This window comes from Defluviimonas sp. D31, assembly GCF_033436765.1.
Lineage (GTDB): Bacteria > Pseudomonadota > Alphaproteobacteria > Rhodobacterales > Rhodobacteraceae > Albidovulum.
On sequence record NZ_JAWQFN010000003.1, the window covers coordinates 358,049 to 374,713 of the forward strand.

Consider the following 16,665-nt stretch of genomic DNA (forward strand, 5'->3'; position numbering starts at 1 on the left):
CGGAGGCTCCCGGCCCATCCGCTGGATGCCTCCGGCGGGGATATTTGGAAAAAGAAGAAGAGCGAAAGAGTTCTGGATCATGGATCGCGCCGATATCGTTCATGACAACTTCCTGAGACGCGTCGCTGCGGGTGATCTGCCCGGCGGTGCCGCGCCTTCCGGGCCGCTTTCGGCGGCCGAGGCGGTGTCGGTCTTTCGCGCGGGGTGCTTGTCCCGTGCGCTCGACCGGCAGAGCCGCGCCATGCAGAAGGCGGGGCAAGGATTCTACACCATAGGGTCCTCGGGGCATGAGGGGCTGGCGGCGGTTGCCGCCGCGCTTCGCCCGACCGACATGGCCTTCCTGCATTACCGTGACGCCGCCTTCCAGATCGCGCGGGCGGCGCAGGTGCCGGGTCAGTCGATTGCCTGGGACATGCTTCTGAGCTTCGCGGCCTCGTCGGAGGATCCGATCTCGGGCGGGCGGCACAAGGTTCTGGGCTCGAAGGCGCTCAGCATCCCGCCTCAGACCTCGACCATCGCCTCGCATCTGCCGAAGGCGGTGGGTGCGGCCTATGCGATCGGTGCGGCCCGCCGCCATGCGCCGGAACACAAGGCTTTGCCCGACGACGCCATAGTCTATTGCTCCTTCGGCGATGCCTCGGCCAATCATTCGACCGCACAGGGCGCGTTCAACACCGCTGGTTGGACCTCCTACCAGTCGATCCCGCTTCCGCTGCTCTTCGTCTGCGAGGACAACGGCATCGGCATTTCGACCAAGACCCCGAAGGGCTGGATCGCCGCGACCTTCCGAAACCGGCCGGGGTTGAAGTACTTTCACTGCAACGGGCTCGACATCTACGAGACGTTCCGCGTTGCGCAGGAAGCCGCGCATTACGTCCGCACCAGGAAGAAGCCCGCTTTCCTCCATGTCGGAACGATCCGGCTTTACGGCCATGCCGGGGCGGATGTGCCCACCACTTACCTCGCGCGCGAGGAGGTCGAGGCCGAGGAGGCGAATGACCCCCTTCTCCATTCCGTGCGGCTGATGGGCGAGGCCGGGGCGCTGGACCCGGAAACGGCGCTCGCGATCTACGGGGAGGCGAACGCCCGGGTGGCGCGGATCGCCGGCGAGGCCGTGACGCGGCCGCGCCTGAAGACCGCGGGCGACGTCATGGCGAGCATCATTCCCCCGAAACGGCTTTGCAAGCCGACGAACGGCCCCTCGGACGAGGCTCGGGCCGCCGCCTTCGGGTCGGACATGAAGGCGATGGGAGAGCCGCAGATCATGTCGCGGCTCATCAACTGGGCGCTAACCGACCTGATGCTGGAGCATCCCGAGATCGTCATGATGGGCGAGGATGTCGGCCGCAAGGGCGGCGTCTACGGCGTGACCCAGAAGCTGACCCAGCGCTTCGGGCCGGACCGGATGGTCGACACGCTTCTCGACGAGCAGTCGATCCTCGGCCTTGCGATCGGCATGGCGCAGAACGGCTTCGTGCCGATGCCCGAAATCCAGTTCCTCGCCTATCTGCACAATGCCGAGGACCAGATCAGGGGCGAGGCGGCGACCTTGCCGTTCTTCTCGAACGGGCAATACACCAACCCGATGGTGCTCAGAATCGCCGGTCTTGGCTACCAGAAGGGCTTCGGCGGGCATTTCCACAACGACAACTCGGTGGCGGTTCTTCGCGACATTCCGGGCGTGATTCTCGCCTGCCCGTCGAACGGGGCCGACGCGGCGAAGATGATGCGCGAATGCGTGCGGCTCGCGAGGGAGGAGCAGCGCGTCGTGGTCTTCCTCGAACCCATCGCGCTTTACCCGATGCGCGACCTTCACGGCGAGAAGGACGGCGGCTGGATGCGTCTCTATCCCGCCCGAAACGAGGTGATTCCGTTCGGCGAGGTGGGTGTCCACGGTGACGGCCAGGATCTCGCCATCGTCACCTTCGGCAATGGCACCTACCTCTCGCGGCAGGCGGAAAAGCGGCTGGCCGAGACGGGCGTCAAGGCGCGCGTCATCGACATGCGCTGGTTGTCGCCCTTGCCCGCCGACGCATTGGTGGACGCCGTGAAGGGGGCGGGGCGTATCCTCATCGTCGACGAGACCCGTCACTCGGGTGGCGTTGCCGAGGCGCTGATGGCGCTCTTCGCCGAGCGCGGCGACGTGCCGGTGGCGCGGCTCACGGCAGAGGACAGCTTCATCGCGACCGGCCCTGCCTATGCCGCGACGATGCCGTCGGCCGACAGCATCTTTGACGCCGCGATGGCGTTGATCGGGGGGACGAAATGAAGACCGCCGTCGTCATCTGCCCCGGTCGGGGCACCTATACCAAGACAGAACTCGGCTATCTCAAGCGGCATTTCGGGGACCGCGCGCTGCTCGGGGCCTTCGACGCGACGCGCGCCGCGCTGGGGCAGGAGACGCTGTCGGCACTTGACGGGGCGGCCTCCTATTCGGTGGCGAAGCATACCCGAGGCGACAATGCGAGCGCCCTGATCTACGCCGCGACGCTTGGCGACTTTCGCGCCATCGACGGCGACGAGGTCGAGGTCGTCGCGGTCACCGGCAACTCGATGGGCTGGTATTCGGCGCTCGCCTGCGGCGGGGCGCTGACCGCCGAGGCGGGGTTCGAGGTCGTCAACACGATGGGCACGCTGATGCAGGAGGCGCTGATCGGCGGCCAGCTCATCTACCCGTTCGTGGGCGAGGACTGGCGGCCCGACCCGGGACGCAAGGCCGAGCTGATGGCGCGGATCGAGGAGGTCGACGCCCGCCCGGACCATGTGCTGACGCTCTCGATCGACCTCGGCGGCATGCTGGTCATCGCCGGGAACGAGGCGGCACTCGCGGCTTTCGAGGCTGCGGTTCCGCCGGTACAGGGTCGATTCCCGATGCGGCTCGCCAACCACGCGGCGTTCCATTCGAGCCTTCAGGCGCCGGTCGCCGAGCGCGGCCGCTCGCGTCTGTCGCCCGCGCTCTTCAGCCAGCCGAAGCTGCCGATGATCGACGGGCGCGGGGCGATCTGGTGGCCTGGCGCCACCGACACCCACGCGCTTTGGGACTATACGCTCGGCCACCAGGTGACCGAGACCTACGACTTCACCCATGCGATCAGGATCGCGGCGCGGGAGTTCGCGCCCGACCTCTTCATTGTCACCGGCCCCGGCACCACGCTCGGCGGCGCGGTCGTCCAGTCGCTGATTCTCAGTGATTGGCGTAGCATGGGATCCAAGACCGATTTCCAGACACGGCAACAGCCGGAGCCGGTGCTGATCTCCATGGGAATGGACGACCAGCGCGGGACCGTTACCAAGGGAGACTGACATGAGCCACGACGACATCCTCAAGGCCGCGGGCCTGACGCAATCGGAAGTGACCGGCGGCACGCTCGCCGTGCATTCGCCCATCGACGGGGCCGAGGTCGCGAAAGTGGCCGAGACGAACCCCGCCGACATGGGCGCGATCATCGCGAAATCGCAGGCCGCGTTCAAAGCCTGGCGCACCGTGCCGGCGCCCCGCCGCGGCGAGCTTGTCCGGCTTCTCGGCGAGGAACTGCGCGCCGCCAAGGACGAACTCGGCGCCGTGGTCACGCTTGAGGCGGGCAAGATTACCTCCGAGGGCTTGGGCGAAGTGCAGGAGATGATCGACATCTGCGACTTCGCGGTCGGTCTCTCGCGTCAGATCTACGGGCTCACCATCGCCTCCGAACGTCCCGGCCACCGGATGATGGAGACCTGGCACCCGCTCGGCCCCTGCGCGATCATCACCGCCTTCAACTTCCCCGTGGCGGTCTGGTGCTGGAACACCGCACTGGCGCTCGTCTGCGGCGATCCGGTGATCTGGAAGCCGTCGGAGAAGACGCCGCTGACGGCAATGGCCACGATGAAGATCATGGACCGCGCGCTGAAGCGTTTCGGCGACGCGCCGGAAGGGCTTTGCCAGCTGGTGATCGGCGGCCCGGCGATCGGCGAGGCGCTGGTGAACTCGAAGGACGTGCCGATCGTCTCGGCCACCGGCTCGACCCGGATGGGCGGCATCGTCGGCCCGAAGGTCTCCGCCCGCTGGGGCCGGCCGATCCTCGAGCTTGGCGGCAACAACGCGATGATCGTCGCGCCCTCGGCCGATCTCGACATGGCCGTCCGCGCCATCGTCTTTTCCGCCGTCGGCACGGCGGGGCAGCGTTGCACGACGCTCCGCCGGCTCATCGCGCACAACTCGATCAAGGACGATCTGGTCGCGAAGCTGACCAAGGCCTATGCCTCGCTCCCGATCGGCGATCCGCGCAAGTCGACCACGCTGGTCGGCCCGCTGATCGACCATGCCTCGCGCGACCGGATGCAGGCGGCGCTTGAGAAGGCGAAGGCCGAGGGCGGGACCGTCCACGGCGGCAAGGTCGTGGCGACGGGCGTGCCGCAGGGCGGGGCCTATGTCGAACCCGCCATCGCCGAGATGCCGAAGCAGACCGACACCGTCAGGACCGAGACCTTCGCGCCGATCCTCTATGTCCTCGGTTATGAGACGCTTGAGGAAGCGATCGCGATCCAGAACGACGTGCCGCAGGGGCTTTCCTCCTGCATCTTCACGCTGAACATGCGCGAGGCCGAGGCGTTCCTCTCTGCCGCCGGCTCCGACTGCGGCATCGCCAACGTCAACATCGGTCCCTCGGGCGCCGAGATCGGCGGCGCCTTCGGCGGCGAGAAGGAGACGGGCGGCGGCCGGGAATCCGGCTCGGATGCCTGGAAGGGCTACATGCGGCGGCAGACGAACACGATCAACTATTCGGCCCAGTTGCCGTTGGCGCAGGGCGTGAAGTTCGACTTCTGATGCAGTCGCGTCCCGGACCTGATCCGGGACCTCCAATTAAACACAAAGAGGCCCCTGATTACGTCCGGGGCTTAGGTGTTTGATCCCACGGTTTGATGGTGCGGGCCAAGTTTTCGGGCACAAAACTCTGCCTTGACGTCCCCTAGGCTGCTGCCTAGAAGGCAACCCGGACGTTCGCAAATCCGCTGTCTAACGGCCTCGTGGATCTTTGCCATGTACACCAAAGTTGAGCGATTTGCCGCTGACGAACAAGACAATACATAAGGTGACTGAGTTGTCACTGTGGTTGTTGCGTTCAGAAAAGATAGAAGGACAGAATGACTTTCTTCGATGGCGAGAGACCAAACCGCACACAAACCCACGAACAATATTCGCTTATCGAAGTTAACACGCGATTTGGCCGTTTTTGCATACAAGACCGCCCCGACATAATCGGAGATTCCCTGCGCGAATACGGGGAATGGGCGCAAGCCGAACTAGATATACTGTTCCATTTTATGGCATACGGCGAAACCGTGATCGACGGCGGAGCCTGTTTCGGGACCCACGCGCGCGCGTTTTCGGAAAAGGTTGGCTCCCGTGGACGGGTGATCTGTTTCGAGCCATCGGCCGAGAACCGGACGGTGTTGGCACGAAATATTGCGATGGCTCCTCTGCAGAACATCGAAGTTCGTGCCTGCGGTCTCGCCGACGTAGGGGGACGCGGACGCCTTCTTGAAACACAGGACGGAAACGTGGGCGGAACCCGGCTGGCAGCCGACGCGGGCGACGGTCCGGTGGAACTTATACGGCTCGAAGATGAAATTGACGAAGTGGTGCATTTCATAAAACTCGACCTGGAGGGTGGCGAATTACAGGCCCTCAAAGGGGCGACACGGATCCTGGCCGATCACAGGCCGGTGGTGTTCAGTGAAGTACTCAACGTAGGCAGCGGCGTCGATCTGCTGCGCCACATGCAGGGATGCGGCTATTTTTGCTATGGCATCAACACCCCAGCGTATAACCCCGCAAACTTTAACGGCTCGACACACGACGTCTTTGCCGGTGGTACGGAATGCGGCCTGCTGTTTTTACCCACCGAGAGTGCGGCAAGGTTTTCCGAGCGAGTCGACACACTTGCTCTTCCACTCATCGAAATGCCCGATGATCTGGTGCTGCTGCTTCTGCAGCAACCCCAGTACAGCCGTGAAACGCTTCGACGGCAGATGGCGGCGCGCAGATTGCGGGTGCCCCCGGCACCATGCGATGTGGAGCGCGCCGAGGCAGAGGCTGCCGAAAGTCGCGAGGCGGCCAAGCGCGCCGAGGTGGAGGCTGCCGAGAGCCGGGCTGCCGCAGATCGCGCCGAGGTGGAGGCTGCCGAAAGTCGGGAGGCGGCCAAGCGCGCCGAGGTGGAGGCTGCCGAAAGTCGTGAGGCGACCAAGCGCGCCGTGGTGGAGGCTGTTAAGCGCTCCGAGGCAGAGGCTGCCGAGAGCCGGGCTGCCAGAGATCGAGCCGAGTCCGGTTTTGCGCGTCGTCTTGATCTTGCGCAGGCGCAGCTGGACGAACTGCGCAAGTTGCACGAACAATTGGGCGTGCAGCATGCCGCAGCATTGCGGCTTGCCAACCGGGCTCGGAAATTCCCCTTTTCCCTTTACTTCTGGCTGAATACCCGCCACCGCCGCGCCACGCGTGCCCTGCTCCGGTCCGCCGATATGCCGAATCTGGTCCGAGCTCGGATGACGCAACTCGAGAACATCCTCGCAGCTCCGTCGCCAAAACCCGAGCCAAACCCTGTGGCCCGGACGAGCAATAAGCATGTCGAACTGCTGCGCGCGATTTCGCCACGGATAGGACAGCCCATACTGGCGCCGCTGCCCGAGATCCTCGAACCGGTTCTAGAGACGGAAGCAATTGCCGCCGTGCTCGCCAACGGAAGCAATAACGTCGTAGTGAGTCTTTCGCACGACAATTATCTGAAAGTCACCGGCGGCACTCAGATCTGCATTCAGATCGAGGCCGCCCGGGCCGCAACCGCCGGCATGGCTTATCTGAACATTCACCCGGTGCGCACTTGCACAGCGCTGCTGCCAGAAAGCGAAACCGACATGGCCGTGTTCCGCCTGACGCTGGACGGTTCCGTGATCGGGGTGGCACGGTATGCCGATATAATGGCGGCGGTAGAAAGCCTAACGGTTCTGGGGAAAAGCTTCCGGTTCGTCGTCCATCATCTGCTTGGCCACGCTCCCGAGGCGGTCGCGCGGCTGATCGAGGCAGGCGGAGACAGTCGCTGCTGTTTCTGGCTCCACGACTTCTTCGCCGCCTGCCAGAGCTATACGTTGATGCGCAACACCATCAGCTACTGCGGCGCGCCCGATGTCGGATCGCCGGCGTGTGGAATCTGCGTCTTTGGCGCTTCCCGCGCCGCACATATGCAACGCCTCAGCGAGTTCTTCGACCGGATTGCCGTGACGGCGCTCGCGCCGTCTCAGGTCGCCGCGGATTTCTGGACCAAAGCCTGCGATTACAGACTGCACGACGTGGTCGTGCAACCGCACATCACTCTTGACGCGGTGGCTCGGCCAAAGCCGTTGCCAAGCCTCGGTCGCGCGGATGCCGCGCCGATTAGGGTTGCGTTCGTTGGAGCGCCGGTCGCCCACAAGGGCTGGCTCGAATTCGAACGGCTGGTCGCGGATCATTCCGCCAGCACGGAAATCGAGTTCCACTATTTCGGGCGTCATGATGTCAAGCTGGATATCGCCAAGCATCACGTCGTGGCGTCGTCCGAAGCGCCCGACGCGATGACCCGCGCGCTGACCGCATCCGGAATCGATTTCGTTCTTCATTTCGCTGCCTGGCCTGAGACATTTTCGTTGACCGCCGCCGAGGCGCTGGCGAGCCATGCCTTCGTTGTGACGGACGTGCGCTCGGGTAATGTCGCGGCGTTGGTGCAAGCCACGGGCCGCGGTGTGGTGATGGACTCTGCAGACGCCGTGTCGGATTGGCTCAACAGTTCCGAGTGCCGCGACCTGGCGCTGCGAGTCCGCGAGCAGCGGCGAGCCGAGACCTTGCACGCCCGATACAGCGATATGGCGATACCAACTCTTCAAAGAATGACCGAGGCATGAAAGTCCACGCCTATACAAGCTTTTCGTTCAGCTATCTGAATCGTGCCCGCGTGCTTGCTAGTTCGCTGCGCAGGCAGCACCCCGATTGGGTGATCTGGGCTGTGATCACGGACCATCCGCCCCCGGGCTTCCGGTTCGACGCCTCTGAAGAAGATTTTGACCGGGTCGTTACCGCCGACGAGCTGTTCGGCGACATCACCGAGCCCTGGCTGTTTCGTCACGACATCGTCGAGGCATGTACGGCGGTCAAGGGGCGCGCGCTCTTGCATATCATGGAGCAGCCGGACGCGGATAAGATTGTCTATTTCGATCCTGACATCGCGGTTTTCGGCTCGATGCAGCCGGTCGTGGATCTTCTGGATGATTGGTCGATCGTGCTGACCCCTCACCAAACCACCCCCGACACTGAAGAAACCGCCGTGCGCGACAACGAGATCACCTCGCTGCACTATGGCACCTACAACCTCGGTTTCCTGGCTGTTCGTAACGATGCCGAAGCGCGCGCGTTTGCCGAATGGTGGACCGCGCGGCTACACACGTGGTGCGTGGATCGGCTGGATATCGGGGTCTTCGTCGATCAGAAGTGGTGCAACCTCATCCCCTGCTATTTCGATAGCGTCAAGGTGCTGCGTGATCCGGGTTACAATGTCGCCAGCTGGAACCTTAGCCACCGGAGGGTGACGATCCCGTCGGACGGGTCGATCCTGGTCAACGGCGTGCCGCTGCGGTTTTACCACTTCACTAAACTCGGTCCTCTCGGCGACACGATGACCGAGCGTTACGCAAGGGACAACTTCGAGGTACATGAAGTCTGGGCCTGGTATCGGCGCGAAGTCGAGCGTTTCACAGAACAGCTGATCCCAAAGGGGTGGTGGTACTACGGCATGTTCCGTGACGGATCACCAATTCCCAAATCAGCGCGCGAGCTGTTCCGCGATCGTGTCGATCTGCAGAAGGCATTCCCGAATCCGTTCAAAATCGAGTTCCGACAGTGGTTAGATCATCATACCGATCTAATCAAAAGTGCCTGACTCGGGCATTGGTCCGAATATAGACTTGGAGGAGGTTTTATGGAGAAGAACGGGCATCCGATGGTTTTCGTGCTTGGCGACTCGCGCACCGGCACAACATCATTGCACCACTTTTTCAAATCAGCTGGATATCAATCTATTCACTATTATTTCGACGAAAGCGGAGTAAAAAAACCCGCTCACCTCGATATAGACGGAAACTGGCAGAGATTGAAAAGATTCATTGTCGATTCGCCGTACAATGCTTTTTCCGATTATCCAACTCGCATCTTTTACAGACAGCTTTTTCGAGAGTTCCCTACTGCGCGATTCATCCTATCACGACGGGATTCCCTTGAAACTTGGAAGCAGAGCATGGTGCGGTATTTCAGGCGAGAACAAGTGGATATCGATATCGAAGCACTTTCTGCGCACTATATCAACCTTAACCGGGAAATCCGAGCTACGGCGGCGATAGACGGGCGGTCACTTCTTGAAATCTGTATCGACGAGGATGACGACGAAAACAGTCGACATCTGCGCGCGTTCCTAAATATCGATGGAGATGTCACGATCCGTCGACTGAACGCGTCCTAACCGCCGGAGAAATAGGTCACCTCATCGCAGAGACAGGTGGTGCGCGGGACGCAGCCACTCCTCCAACGAATCCAACAATTAGCAACGCCTATTTCATATTGAACTGTCTACTCGTAGGCCGCCGCCGCGCTCGATGCCAAACCAGCTCACCGCTGTTACTCTGTAAAGGTCTGATCGACTTCGGCTTCTTGACTTATGCGTTCTGCCTCCGGCGGCGGGGGGGTGATTTCAGACGTGAGCCCGACCTTAGGGTTCTGATTCCGGGAAAGCACGGCAGCGGCCCCGGCTGTGTTGATCGATAGGTCGGACCGGCCCGTTAGAAATTGGGCAAGTTGTGGCAAAGTTGATGGCTCCAGAAGCTCCGACAGTTGAACTCGGCATACCTCGCAGCCTTTGCTCGGAAGCCAGCGCTCGTATGCAACTTGACGCCGCTCTATTTCTTTAGCGTACCAATAGCAAAGCTGATAGTCGCTCCAAGCTTGCCAGCCTGGTGCAGCCTGTACACCCGAGTCGGTCGGACCAAGTAGCACCAAGCGCCCGATTCCAGTGCGCTCCGGCACGCATCCGATAGAAAATAGGCTGGACGCCACCTCGCTTGCGGGGCGTGAGAGGATTACGAAACTCGGCCGAAGGCCTAGATCTAATGTCGGCTCGATGAAGCCCTTGCAGAAGAGGTGAGAAGTCTCGAAGAAAACCGCGCCTTCAAGGCGGCTCGCAATTGTGGGAAACATCTCACTTTCCAGCCACCAGCGAGCCGCGGGGGGATGACTACAGATTCCGCGAAGTACATAATTCATTCTCGGTGGGCCTTCATGCACAGCCTGTACACCGGTGATACATTGGCCCAGGGCGGTAAGAAGCTTGCTACCACTGCGACCAGGGGTGATCGTGAAGATGAGACGGTGGTCGCGCAGCCTCTCAAGTGCGTCCACCATCCAGTCCTTCTCCCCACGCATTTCAATCCGCCCGCACTCGGCTCGCGTTTAACGCAAGGTAAGAGCCAGCGCCAGATGTTCAGTCCGGATGGCCTTCCTCCTGAATCAGGGCCGAAGTGATCCGGAATCTCCCGGTTGGGTTTGAGTGTTGGGCGGCAGCGCTGAGACCGCAACGGTCTCGAGCGCTGTCGCCGTGTTGGTTGGAGGGTCTGGCCGCCTCGAATGCGAAAGCTGGAACTCAAAGACCGTCGATCCCCTTGCCCCCGCCGGTCGACTTCATTCGAGCGCCCTTTCAAACTGAGCTAAGCTGCTCTCAAGCCTCCTCCCGTTAACAATCCAACAGATGTTCTTGTGGAAGTTGATGCGTGTCTGGACTTGCTCACGCTTGATCGCTGAATGTTGGAATTCCAAGACTAGGCCGTGAGGCGTCAACACATCCGCGACGTGAAGTTCCCCGGACTCGGCGCGTCTCCCCTGCTCTTGCCATTCGACAGGAAACTGATTTTTCCACCGCCGATGCCATTCGGTCTCGGGTTCCCACCAACGATCGCAGTGTTGCTTGCTTTTGTGTGCCCAGTGCCAGACGCGAAGATTCCCGCATTTTGCTATGACTGCCTCACCACAATGCGGACAGGTTCCATGCGCGTTCGGAAAGGGTTCAACGCGGACTCCCTCTATGTTGGCAAACTTCATTGTTCTAACCTTTCAAACTTTGAGCTCATGCTACGATGACAGGTCGAATTTCAAAGCCATTCCCTCGGCCGCTGTCACTAAACGCATGTAGCGCTCGACATAGGCGTTCTGCTGAGGCTTTCCGGGCTGGATGTAGGTCAGGGCGACGCCATGTTTCTCGGCCCAGGTCATCAGGGTGGAACTGACGTATCCGGGGCCGTTGTCGACCCGAATTGCCAGAGGTTTGCCACGCCACGCGATGATCCGGTTCAAGGCTCGAACAACACGCTCGGCGGGCAGCGAGAAGTCTATCTCGATACCCAGGCCCTCGCGGTTGAAGTCGTCCAGAACGTTCAACAGCCGGAACTGCCTCCCGTCAGCCAGGCGGTCGGCCAAGAAGTCCATCGACCAGACCATGTTGGGCGCATCCGGCACGGCGAGTTCATCGGGCTTTTCGCGTTTCAGCCGACGTCGTGGCTTGATCCGCAGGTTCAACTCCAACTCGCAATAGATCCGGCGCACGCGTTTGTGGTTCCAGACATGCCCCTTCACGTTCCGCAGGTGCAGGAAACACAATCCGAACCCCCAGGTCTTGTGCGCCCTGGTCAGCCCGACCAGCAGGTCGGCGATCATCTCGTTCTCTTCGTCACGCTTCGGACTGTAGCGGAAACAGGTCTCGCTGACGCCGAACGCGCGGCAGGCCAGCGCGATGCTGACCCCTCTTGTCGCCACCGCCTTCTCGGCCAACTCGCGGCGTTGAGCTGGCCCGGTCATTTTTTTCCCAGAGCCTCCTTCAGCAGATCAGCCTGCATGCTGAGATCCGCGAACATACGCTTGAGGCGCCGGTTCTCGTCCTCCAGCGCCTTCATCTGGCTCACCATCGACGCGTCCATGCCGCCATACTTGGCGCGCCACTTGTAAAAACTGGCGGTGCTGATCCCGTGCTCGCGACACAGTTCCGGCACTGCCACCCCGTTCTCGGCCTGGCGCAACACCGCCATGATCTGCGGTTCGGTGAAACGGCTCGTTCTCATTCGAATCTCCTCGGCTCTCGCCACGAGAAAATTCTACAATCTCATCCCGTTAACCATGGGGAGGATTACCCCGGGCAAGTCGCGGACATCCGCCCGCGACGCCTCGTCGATGCCGCGCAGGCGACCAGGTCGAATGTCGAGGCTGGGCGGCGGTTAATCCGGCAGGCTCTGCATCCAGCGCCAGGTTGCCATCATGCCATCCTGCAGGCTCGTGGCGCTCTTCCAGCCCAGAAGTTCCCGAGCGCGGCTGACATCCAAGACCGATGTCGGCACGTCGATGGTGCGGGCCGGTTTATAGATCACGTTCAGATCGATGCCGGTTATATTCGAGATCACGTCCACGATCTCGTTGATGCTTGTCCCTTCACCGCTGCCTCCGTTCAAGACGCCCTCGACATCGCTCGGTCCACCTCGGACGCACAGATCGGCGAGATCGGTAACGTAGACATAATCCCTCACGACACTTCCGTCGCCCCAGATCTCGATCGGCAGGTCATCTTTGGCCCGACGCAGGAAGGTGGAGATCACGCCCTGTATACCCGAATGCGCCTGGCGCGGGCCGTAGGGGTTTGATCCGCGGATAATCAACGGTGACAGGCCATGTTTGCTCCGGTAATGCTCTAGGTATTGCTCGATGGCGACCTTCACGATGCCATAGGAGCTTTGCGGCCGCAGCGGGTGGGTCTCGGGCGTCGGGACCTGTTCGGGGATGCCGTAGACCGTTCCGCCAGAAGACATGTAGACGATCCGCCTGACACCGACGCCGCGCATCGCATCGAGAAGGTTCAACACCGCGATGAGGTTGTCCTGAACGTCCGCCTGCGGGTTCAGTTCGGCCGTCCCCGGAAAGGTCGAGCTGGCGAGGTGAAACACGATGTCCACGCCCGTGAGCGCCTCGATGACCGCCATCCGGTCGCCGAGACTGCCGAACTGGTAGTCGACCCCGGGAAGCGGCGGGCGAGACCACTCGGGGCGCCGGTTGAACGAGCGCACCTTGTGGCCGTCCGCGAGAAGCCTATCGACCACATGCGAGCCGATAAAGCCGCAACCGCCGATGACTAGAGCCTTCACACCTCGTTCCTTCCGTTCCCGTCGCGACCGCCCGTGTTCGCGCTTCTGATAGCAAAATGCCGCAACTCGCGCGGTTAGGTTCGTTTCGGATCGGTCTCCGCCGCGCTCGGCAGCGCGAGTCGTTCGATCCGCGCGGCATAGCCGGAAAAGTCGAAACTGGCCTCGGCCGTCTCGCGCGAACGGTTCCGGACGAAGGCCAGCAGATCGCCATCCGTTGCCAGCGCGCGAACCTTGCTGCTCAGGTCACTTGCGTCAAGGTAGCGGGCAACACAAGCCTCGCCCAATCCCGCTTCGGCAAGAATAGGCGCAATACCGCTGGCGCGGTCGAAGCAGACGACCGGAAGACCGAAGCTCAGCGCATCGACGGTCACGTTCGGGAGCGGGTCGAGCCGCGAGGCCAGGACGAAGACGTCCGCCGTGCGGTAGGCGGTTTCGATCTCGCTGGTCGGGGGGAGGATCCTGAGCCGCCCCTCGAGCCCGGACCGCCGGATCTGGTCGGCCAGATACACCGAGTATTGGTGATCTCGGTTGGGATCGTAACCGCCACCCAGCCAGACGAAGTCGTACCGGTCGCCACCGGGTCCCTGCACGAGCTGGTTGGCGCTTTCGATGAAAAGGTCGAGGCCCTTGCGAATCTCGACGGATCCCGCGCCCAGGACGAGGAACCGGTTTTCCGCTCCGGCTGGCCGCAGTGTGTTTCGGAGCCCGGTTACCTCTTCTTCCCGCCGTGACGCGTCTCCGCCGGAGGAGGGGACGTTGCAACGCCCCTGCGGGATGACCTGCACCCTGTCAGATGGTTCGATCACGCCGGTTTCGATCGCGTTCTCGAGTGTCAGGGGGCTGGAAAACACCGTGGCGATTGAAGCGGCGTTGATCTCGCCGAATACCTTGTCGCGGTTCGGCGTATAGCTTGCGAACTCGTGGATCAGCGTGACCACCTGGATCCGGGCCGCTTTCAGCGCCGGCAGCACCGCGCTCGACTCCACGCTGTTCACCACCGCGAAGGCGACTTCGCCCTGGCCCAGGAGCTGCCTTACCATGTCCTGGTAGACCCGCGCCCTCACGACGAGACGATCGGCCGTGAAGACCGCGGAGCTCGTCTCGCGGAACGCATCAAGGAGCGCGCCCGGTCCAAGCGCGAAGAACACGACGTTGTAGCGCCGCGCCAGTTCCTCACCGAGGTTCAGCGCCAGAACCGGCGCACCGGTGCGGCTGGTCTCATGCGTGACGACAAGCACCGTCGGCTTGGCCGGGTCGCGGGGCCGCGCGCCCTTGAGGACCCTGAACCCCTGCTGGAGTTTCGGCTCGTCGGCTGAGTTCAGCACGAGCGAGCGATAGGGGTCGCGCTTCGCGGCGCTGCGCGCAAACCGGCTGACCATGCGCTGCGGAAGCACCGAGCCGCCGGACGACAGGGCGAAGAGCAAGCGAAAGACGAGAAGCTCTAGTGCGGTCTTGCCCGGATTCCGGCGCGCTTGGACCAGTTGCAGTTCGAGATCCTTCGCGTAGCTCTCGAGTTCGGAATCGGCCATGCGGACTCTCATTACTTCGTCGGCGGACATCGCCGCACCTTACGCCAAGCGCAGCTCGGCAAATTTATTCGCGTGATACCGCGCAACCGTACTACGGACTGCCGGAAGGCCGCTCGAGAAAGCATACGACCCGCCCGGAGCAATTGCTCGAGTCGATTCAGCTTCTTGTGCGCCAGTGTCGTGCGGTTCCACGCGCCGGCCAATAGCGATTTCGCCGGTATTGCGCAACCCCGCCACGGGAAGGGGTCTTTCTCACTCAGGGTGTAGCGCATGACCACCGGCCGATCGGCGCGGTTCGCCGTTTCGCAGTCCGAAAGCGGTGCCCGAAAAGCGTCGATCATCGACACCGGCACGATTGCCCAAGCCGCATGCCGTAGCGTGGATTGACACTGTCACTTGAGCTTTAGAAGTCGAGCGACCAGCCCGCTCCGAGCCGCGCGCCAGCGATATGCCCAGCTGCGCCGCTGTTGCGCCGAAGCCGTCGCGAGTTGAGCTTGGAGCGTTTCATGCAGCGCCCCGAATTCGGTCTCGAGACTGCGAACCTTTAGAGAATGGTCCAACGAATCGCTGATCACCAGTTCGGCCGCCCGATCGGGGTCGTGCCGGTATTTCGCCGAGTAGGTAGCAAGCAAAGCCTGGAGGCCATTGCGTAACGTTTCGACTTCGGTCTCTAGGTTGCGAATTCTCATCGACTGGTCCAGCGTCACGCTGGTCACCACCTCGACCAGGCGGTCGCGGACCGCTTCGGTATCCGGCATGCTCGGCAGAGTGTCCGGCGAGACGGCCCGCGGATCGAAACCGAAATGCTCTCGGTACGCGGCAAATACATCCTCGTTCTCGGCGATGATCTCGGACGTCGAGGAAAGGTCGAAAGCGTCTTTGAGAATTCCCGAAACACTTGGAGAATCATTGGGAGATACTCCAACCGCGTTCGTGAATACGTCGGGAAGCATCGCATCGCTTACAAGGTTCGAAAAAAAAGCTCGAAGGAACATCTCATCGGTTGTCGCCGTGGTGTTTTCGCGAATCTCTGGCGCTGTTAAACTGAGCGACACAGCATCTGCGAAATCCTCTACGACATTAGAGCAGGCGTCGTAGCTTCGAACGATCACATTACCCGGGAATTTTTTTTCCCAGAGCAGTGGTGCTTGATACCAGGAAATCAATTCGCGAGCTGATGAATGATAGGAGTGAAGTGGCCCCGGGACCGCTTTGTGAACCACTCTCCATTGATAATACGCAGAGGGAAGCCAGTTCACGGGGTCGCGAACATAGCAAACGATTGAAATTTCTACGCCACGCTCTTCGAGACGTCTCAGGAATGGTTCCATCAAATCATAACAAAGCGCCATGTGTTCGTTCGAGAAAACAAACGATAAGATCCCGTCCTTGGACCGCTTTTCTTTAAAGTACTGCCAAATCTTCTCTGCCGAGGCCTGCTTCTCCTCGACACTTGATTTGATTAATTTCTCTTGACCCACATAATACTTGTAGGAAGCGTCAATCACGTCGAACCACAAGCCAAGATACTCGACGCGCTGATCCTTTAACGCCTTCGCGTTTTGTCGCAATGCGCTCTGAATCGAACTTGTGCCGGTTTTCCCCATCCCGACGTGGAAAATAAGCCGGATCGGTTCAGGTTCTTTTACCATCCCTTCCACCCATTCGCTCCGGTTCACCTCTCGCGAGATACGGGCTCTACCTTCCACCCTGACAGGCCCTGTCTCCCGGCTCGCCAGAGTTTCGCAGGAGTGCTCCCGCCGTTGACCTGCCCCGCGCCATCCCTGTTCAGACCGCGAGACCTTGGGATGATACCTTTCCGTTTCCGGCTCGGCGAGCGCGGGGGTCCTGATTTGTCGGCAACGAATGTGCCGACACAAGCATCGGCGGTTTTTCCCCGCAGATCAAG

Annotated in this window: 10 protein-coding genes and 1 pseudogene; 6 read left to right on the top strand and 5 right to left on the bottom strand. The window is 61.6% G+C overall.

Annotation, left to right across the window (positions count from 1 at the left end):
* Positions 1–79 precede the first annotated feature (79 nt).
* The 6 genes from R5H32_RS08170 (at position 80) to R5H32_RS08195 (ending at position 9,515) form a co-directional block, all read left to right on the top strand.
* Entirely contained in the window at positions 80–2,269 is a 2,190-nt protein-coding gene (locus tag R5H32_RS08170; RefSeq protein WP_318338188.1) for a thiamine pyrophosphate-dependent enzyme, read from the top strand.
* Positions 2,266–3,303, top strand: coding sequence for an ACP S-malonyltransferase (locus tag R5H32_RS08175; RefSeq protein WP_318338189.1), 1,038 nt, complete (start codon positions 2,266–2,268; stop codon positions 3,301–3,303). Before R5H32_RS08170 ends, R5H32_RS08175 begins: the two co-directional genes overlap by 4 nt.
* Before the next feature lies 1 nt (position 3,304).
* Positions 3,305–4,804: an aldehyde dehydrogenase family protein gene (locus R5H32_RS08180; RefSeq protein WP_318338190.1), complete on the top strand. Its 1,500-nt coding sequence runs from the start codon at positions 3,305–3,307 to the stop codon at positions 4,802–4,804.
* Positions 4,805–5,121: 317 nt separating this feature from the next.
* Positions 5,122–7,908: an FkbM family methyltransferase gene (locus R5H32_RS08185; RefSeq protein ID WP_318338191.1), complete on the top strand. Its 2,787-nt coding sequence runs from the start codon at positions 5,122–5,124 to the stop codon at positions 7,906–7,908.
* Complete coding sequence (locus tag R5H32_RS08190; protein ID WP_318338192.1) at positions 7,905–8,939, top strand: hypothetical protein; 1,035 nt, start codon at positions 7,905–7,907, stop codon at positions 8,937–8,939. The genes R5H32_RS08185 and R5H32_RS08190 overlap by 4 nt, the downstream gene beginning before the upstream one ends.
* 39 nt (positions 8,940–8,978) lie before the next feature.
* Complete coding sequence (locus R5H32_RS08195; RefSeq protein WP_318338193.1) at positions 8,979–9,515, top strand: sulfotransferase; 537 nt, start codon at positions 8,979–8,981, stop codon at positions 9,513–9,515.
* Positions 9,516–10,726: 1,211 nt separating this feature from the next.
* On the opposite strand, the gene R5H32_RS20980 is transcribed toward R5H32_RS08195, so the two are convergent.
* From R5H32_RS20980 to R5H32_RS08215, 5 genes and pseudogenes are all read right to left on the bottom strand, one after another.
* Complete coding sequence (locus tag R5H32_RS20980) at positions 10,727–11,143, bottom strand: competence protein CoiA (RefSeq protein ID WP_412099002.1); 417 nt, start codon at positions 11,141–11,143, stop codon at positions 10,727–10,729.
* A gap of 75 nt (positions 11,144–11,218) precedes the next feature.
* Positions 11,219–12,156, bottom strand: a pseudogene (locus R5H32_RS08200) (IS3 family transposase); the annotation flags it as partial.
* A 153-nt stretch (positions 12,157–12,309) separates the two neighbouring features.
* Complete coding sequence (locus tag R5H32_RS08205; protein ID WP_318338194.1) at positions 12,310–13,227, bottom strand: NAD-dependent epimerase/dehydratase family protein; 918 nt, start codon at positions 13,225–13,227, stop codon at positions 12,310–12,312.
* Between the two features lie 74 nt (positions 13,228–13,301).
* Complete coding sequence (locus tag R5H32_RS08210; RefSeq protein ID WP_318338195.1) at positions 13,302–14,756, bottom strand: glycosyltransferase family 4 protein; 1,455 nt, start codon at positions 14,754–14,756, stop codon at positions 13,302–13,304.
* A gap of 392 nt (positions 14,757–15,148) precedes the next feature.
* Positions 15,149–16,417 (bottom strand): hypothetical protein, encoded by a 1,269-nt coding sequence (locus tag R5H32_RS08215; RefSeq protein WP_318338196.1) that lies wholly within the window; start codon positions 16,415–16,417, stop codon positions 15,149–15,151.
* Between the last annotated feature and the right edge of the window lie 248 nt (positions 16,418–16,665).

Coding starts and splice junctions, on each gene's coding strand:
- R5H32_RS08170 (WP_318338188.1), top strand. CDS start 80: ATGGATCGCGCCGATATCGTTCATGACAACTTCCTGAGACGCGTCGCT.
- R5H32_RS08175 (WP_318338189.1), top strand. CDS start 2,266: ATGAAGACCGCCGTCGTCATCTGCCCCGGTCGGGGCACCTATACCAAG.
- R5H32_RS08180 (WP_318338190.1), top strand. CDS start 3,305: ATGAGCCACGACGACATCCTCAAGGCCGCGGGCCTGACGCAATCGGAA.
- R5H32_RS08185 (WP_318338191.1), top strand. CDS start 5,122: ATGACTTTCTTCGATGGCGAGAGACCAAACCGCACACAAACCCACGAA.
- R5H32_RS08190 (WP_318338192.1), top strand. CDS start 7,905: ATGAAAGTCCACGCCTATACAAGCTTTTCGTTCAGCTATCTGAATCGT.
- R5H32_RS08195 (WP_318338193.1), top strand. CDS start 8,979: ATGGAGAAGAACGGGCATCCGATGGTTTTCGTGCTTGGCGACTCGCGC.
- R5H32_RS20980 (WP_412099002.1), bottom strand. CDS start 11,143: ATGAAGTTTGCCAACATAGAGGGAGTCCGCGTTGAACCCTTTCCGAAC.
- R5H32_RS08210 (WP_318338195.1), bottom strand. CDS start 14,756: ATGGCCGATTCCGAACTCGAGAGCTACGCGAAGGATCTCGAACTGCAA.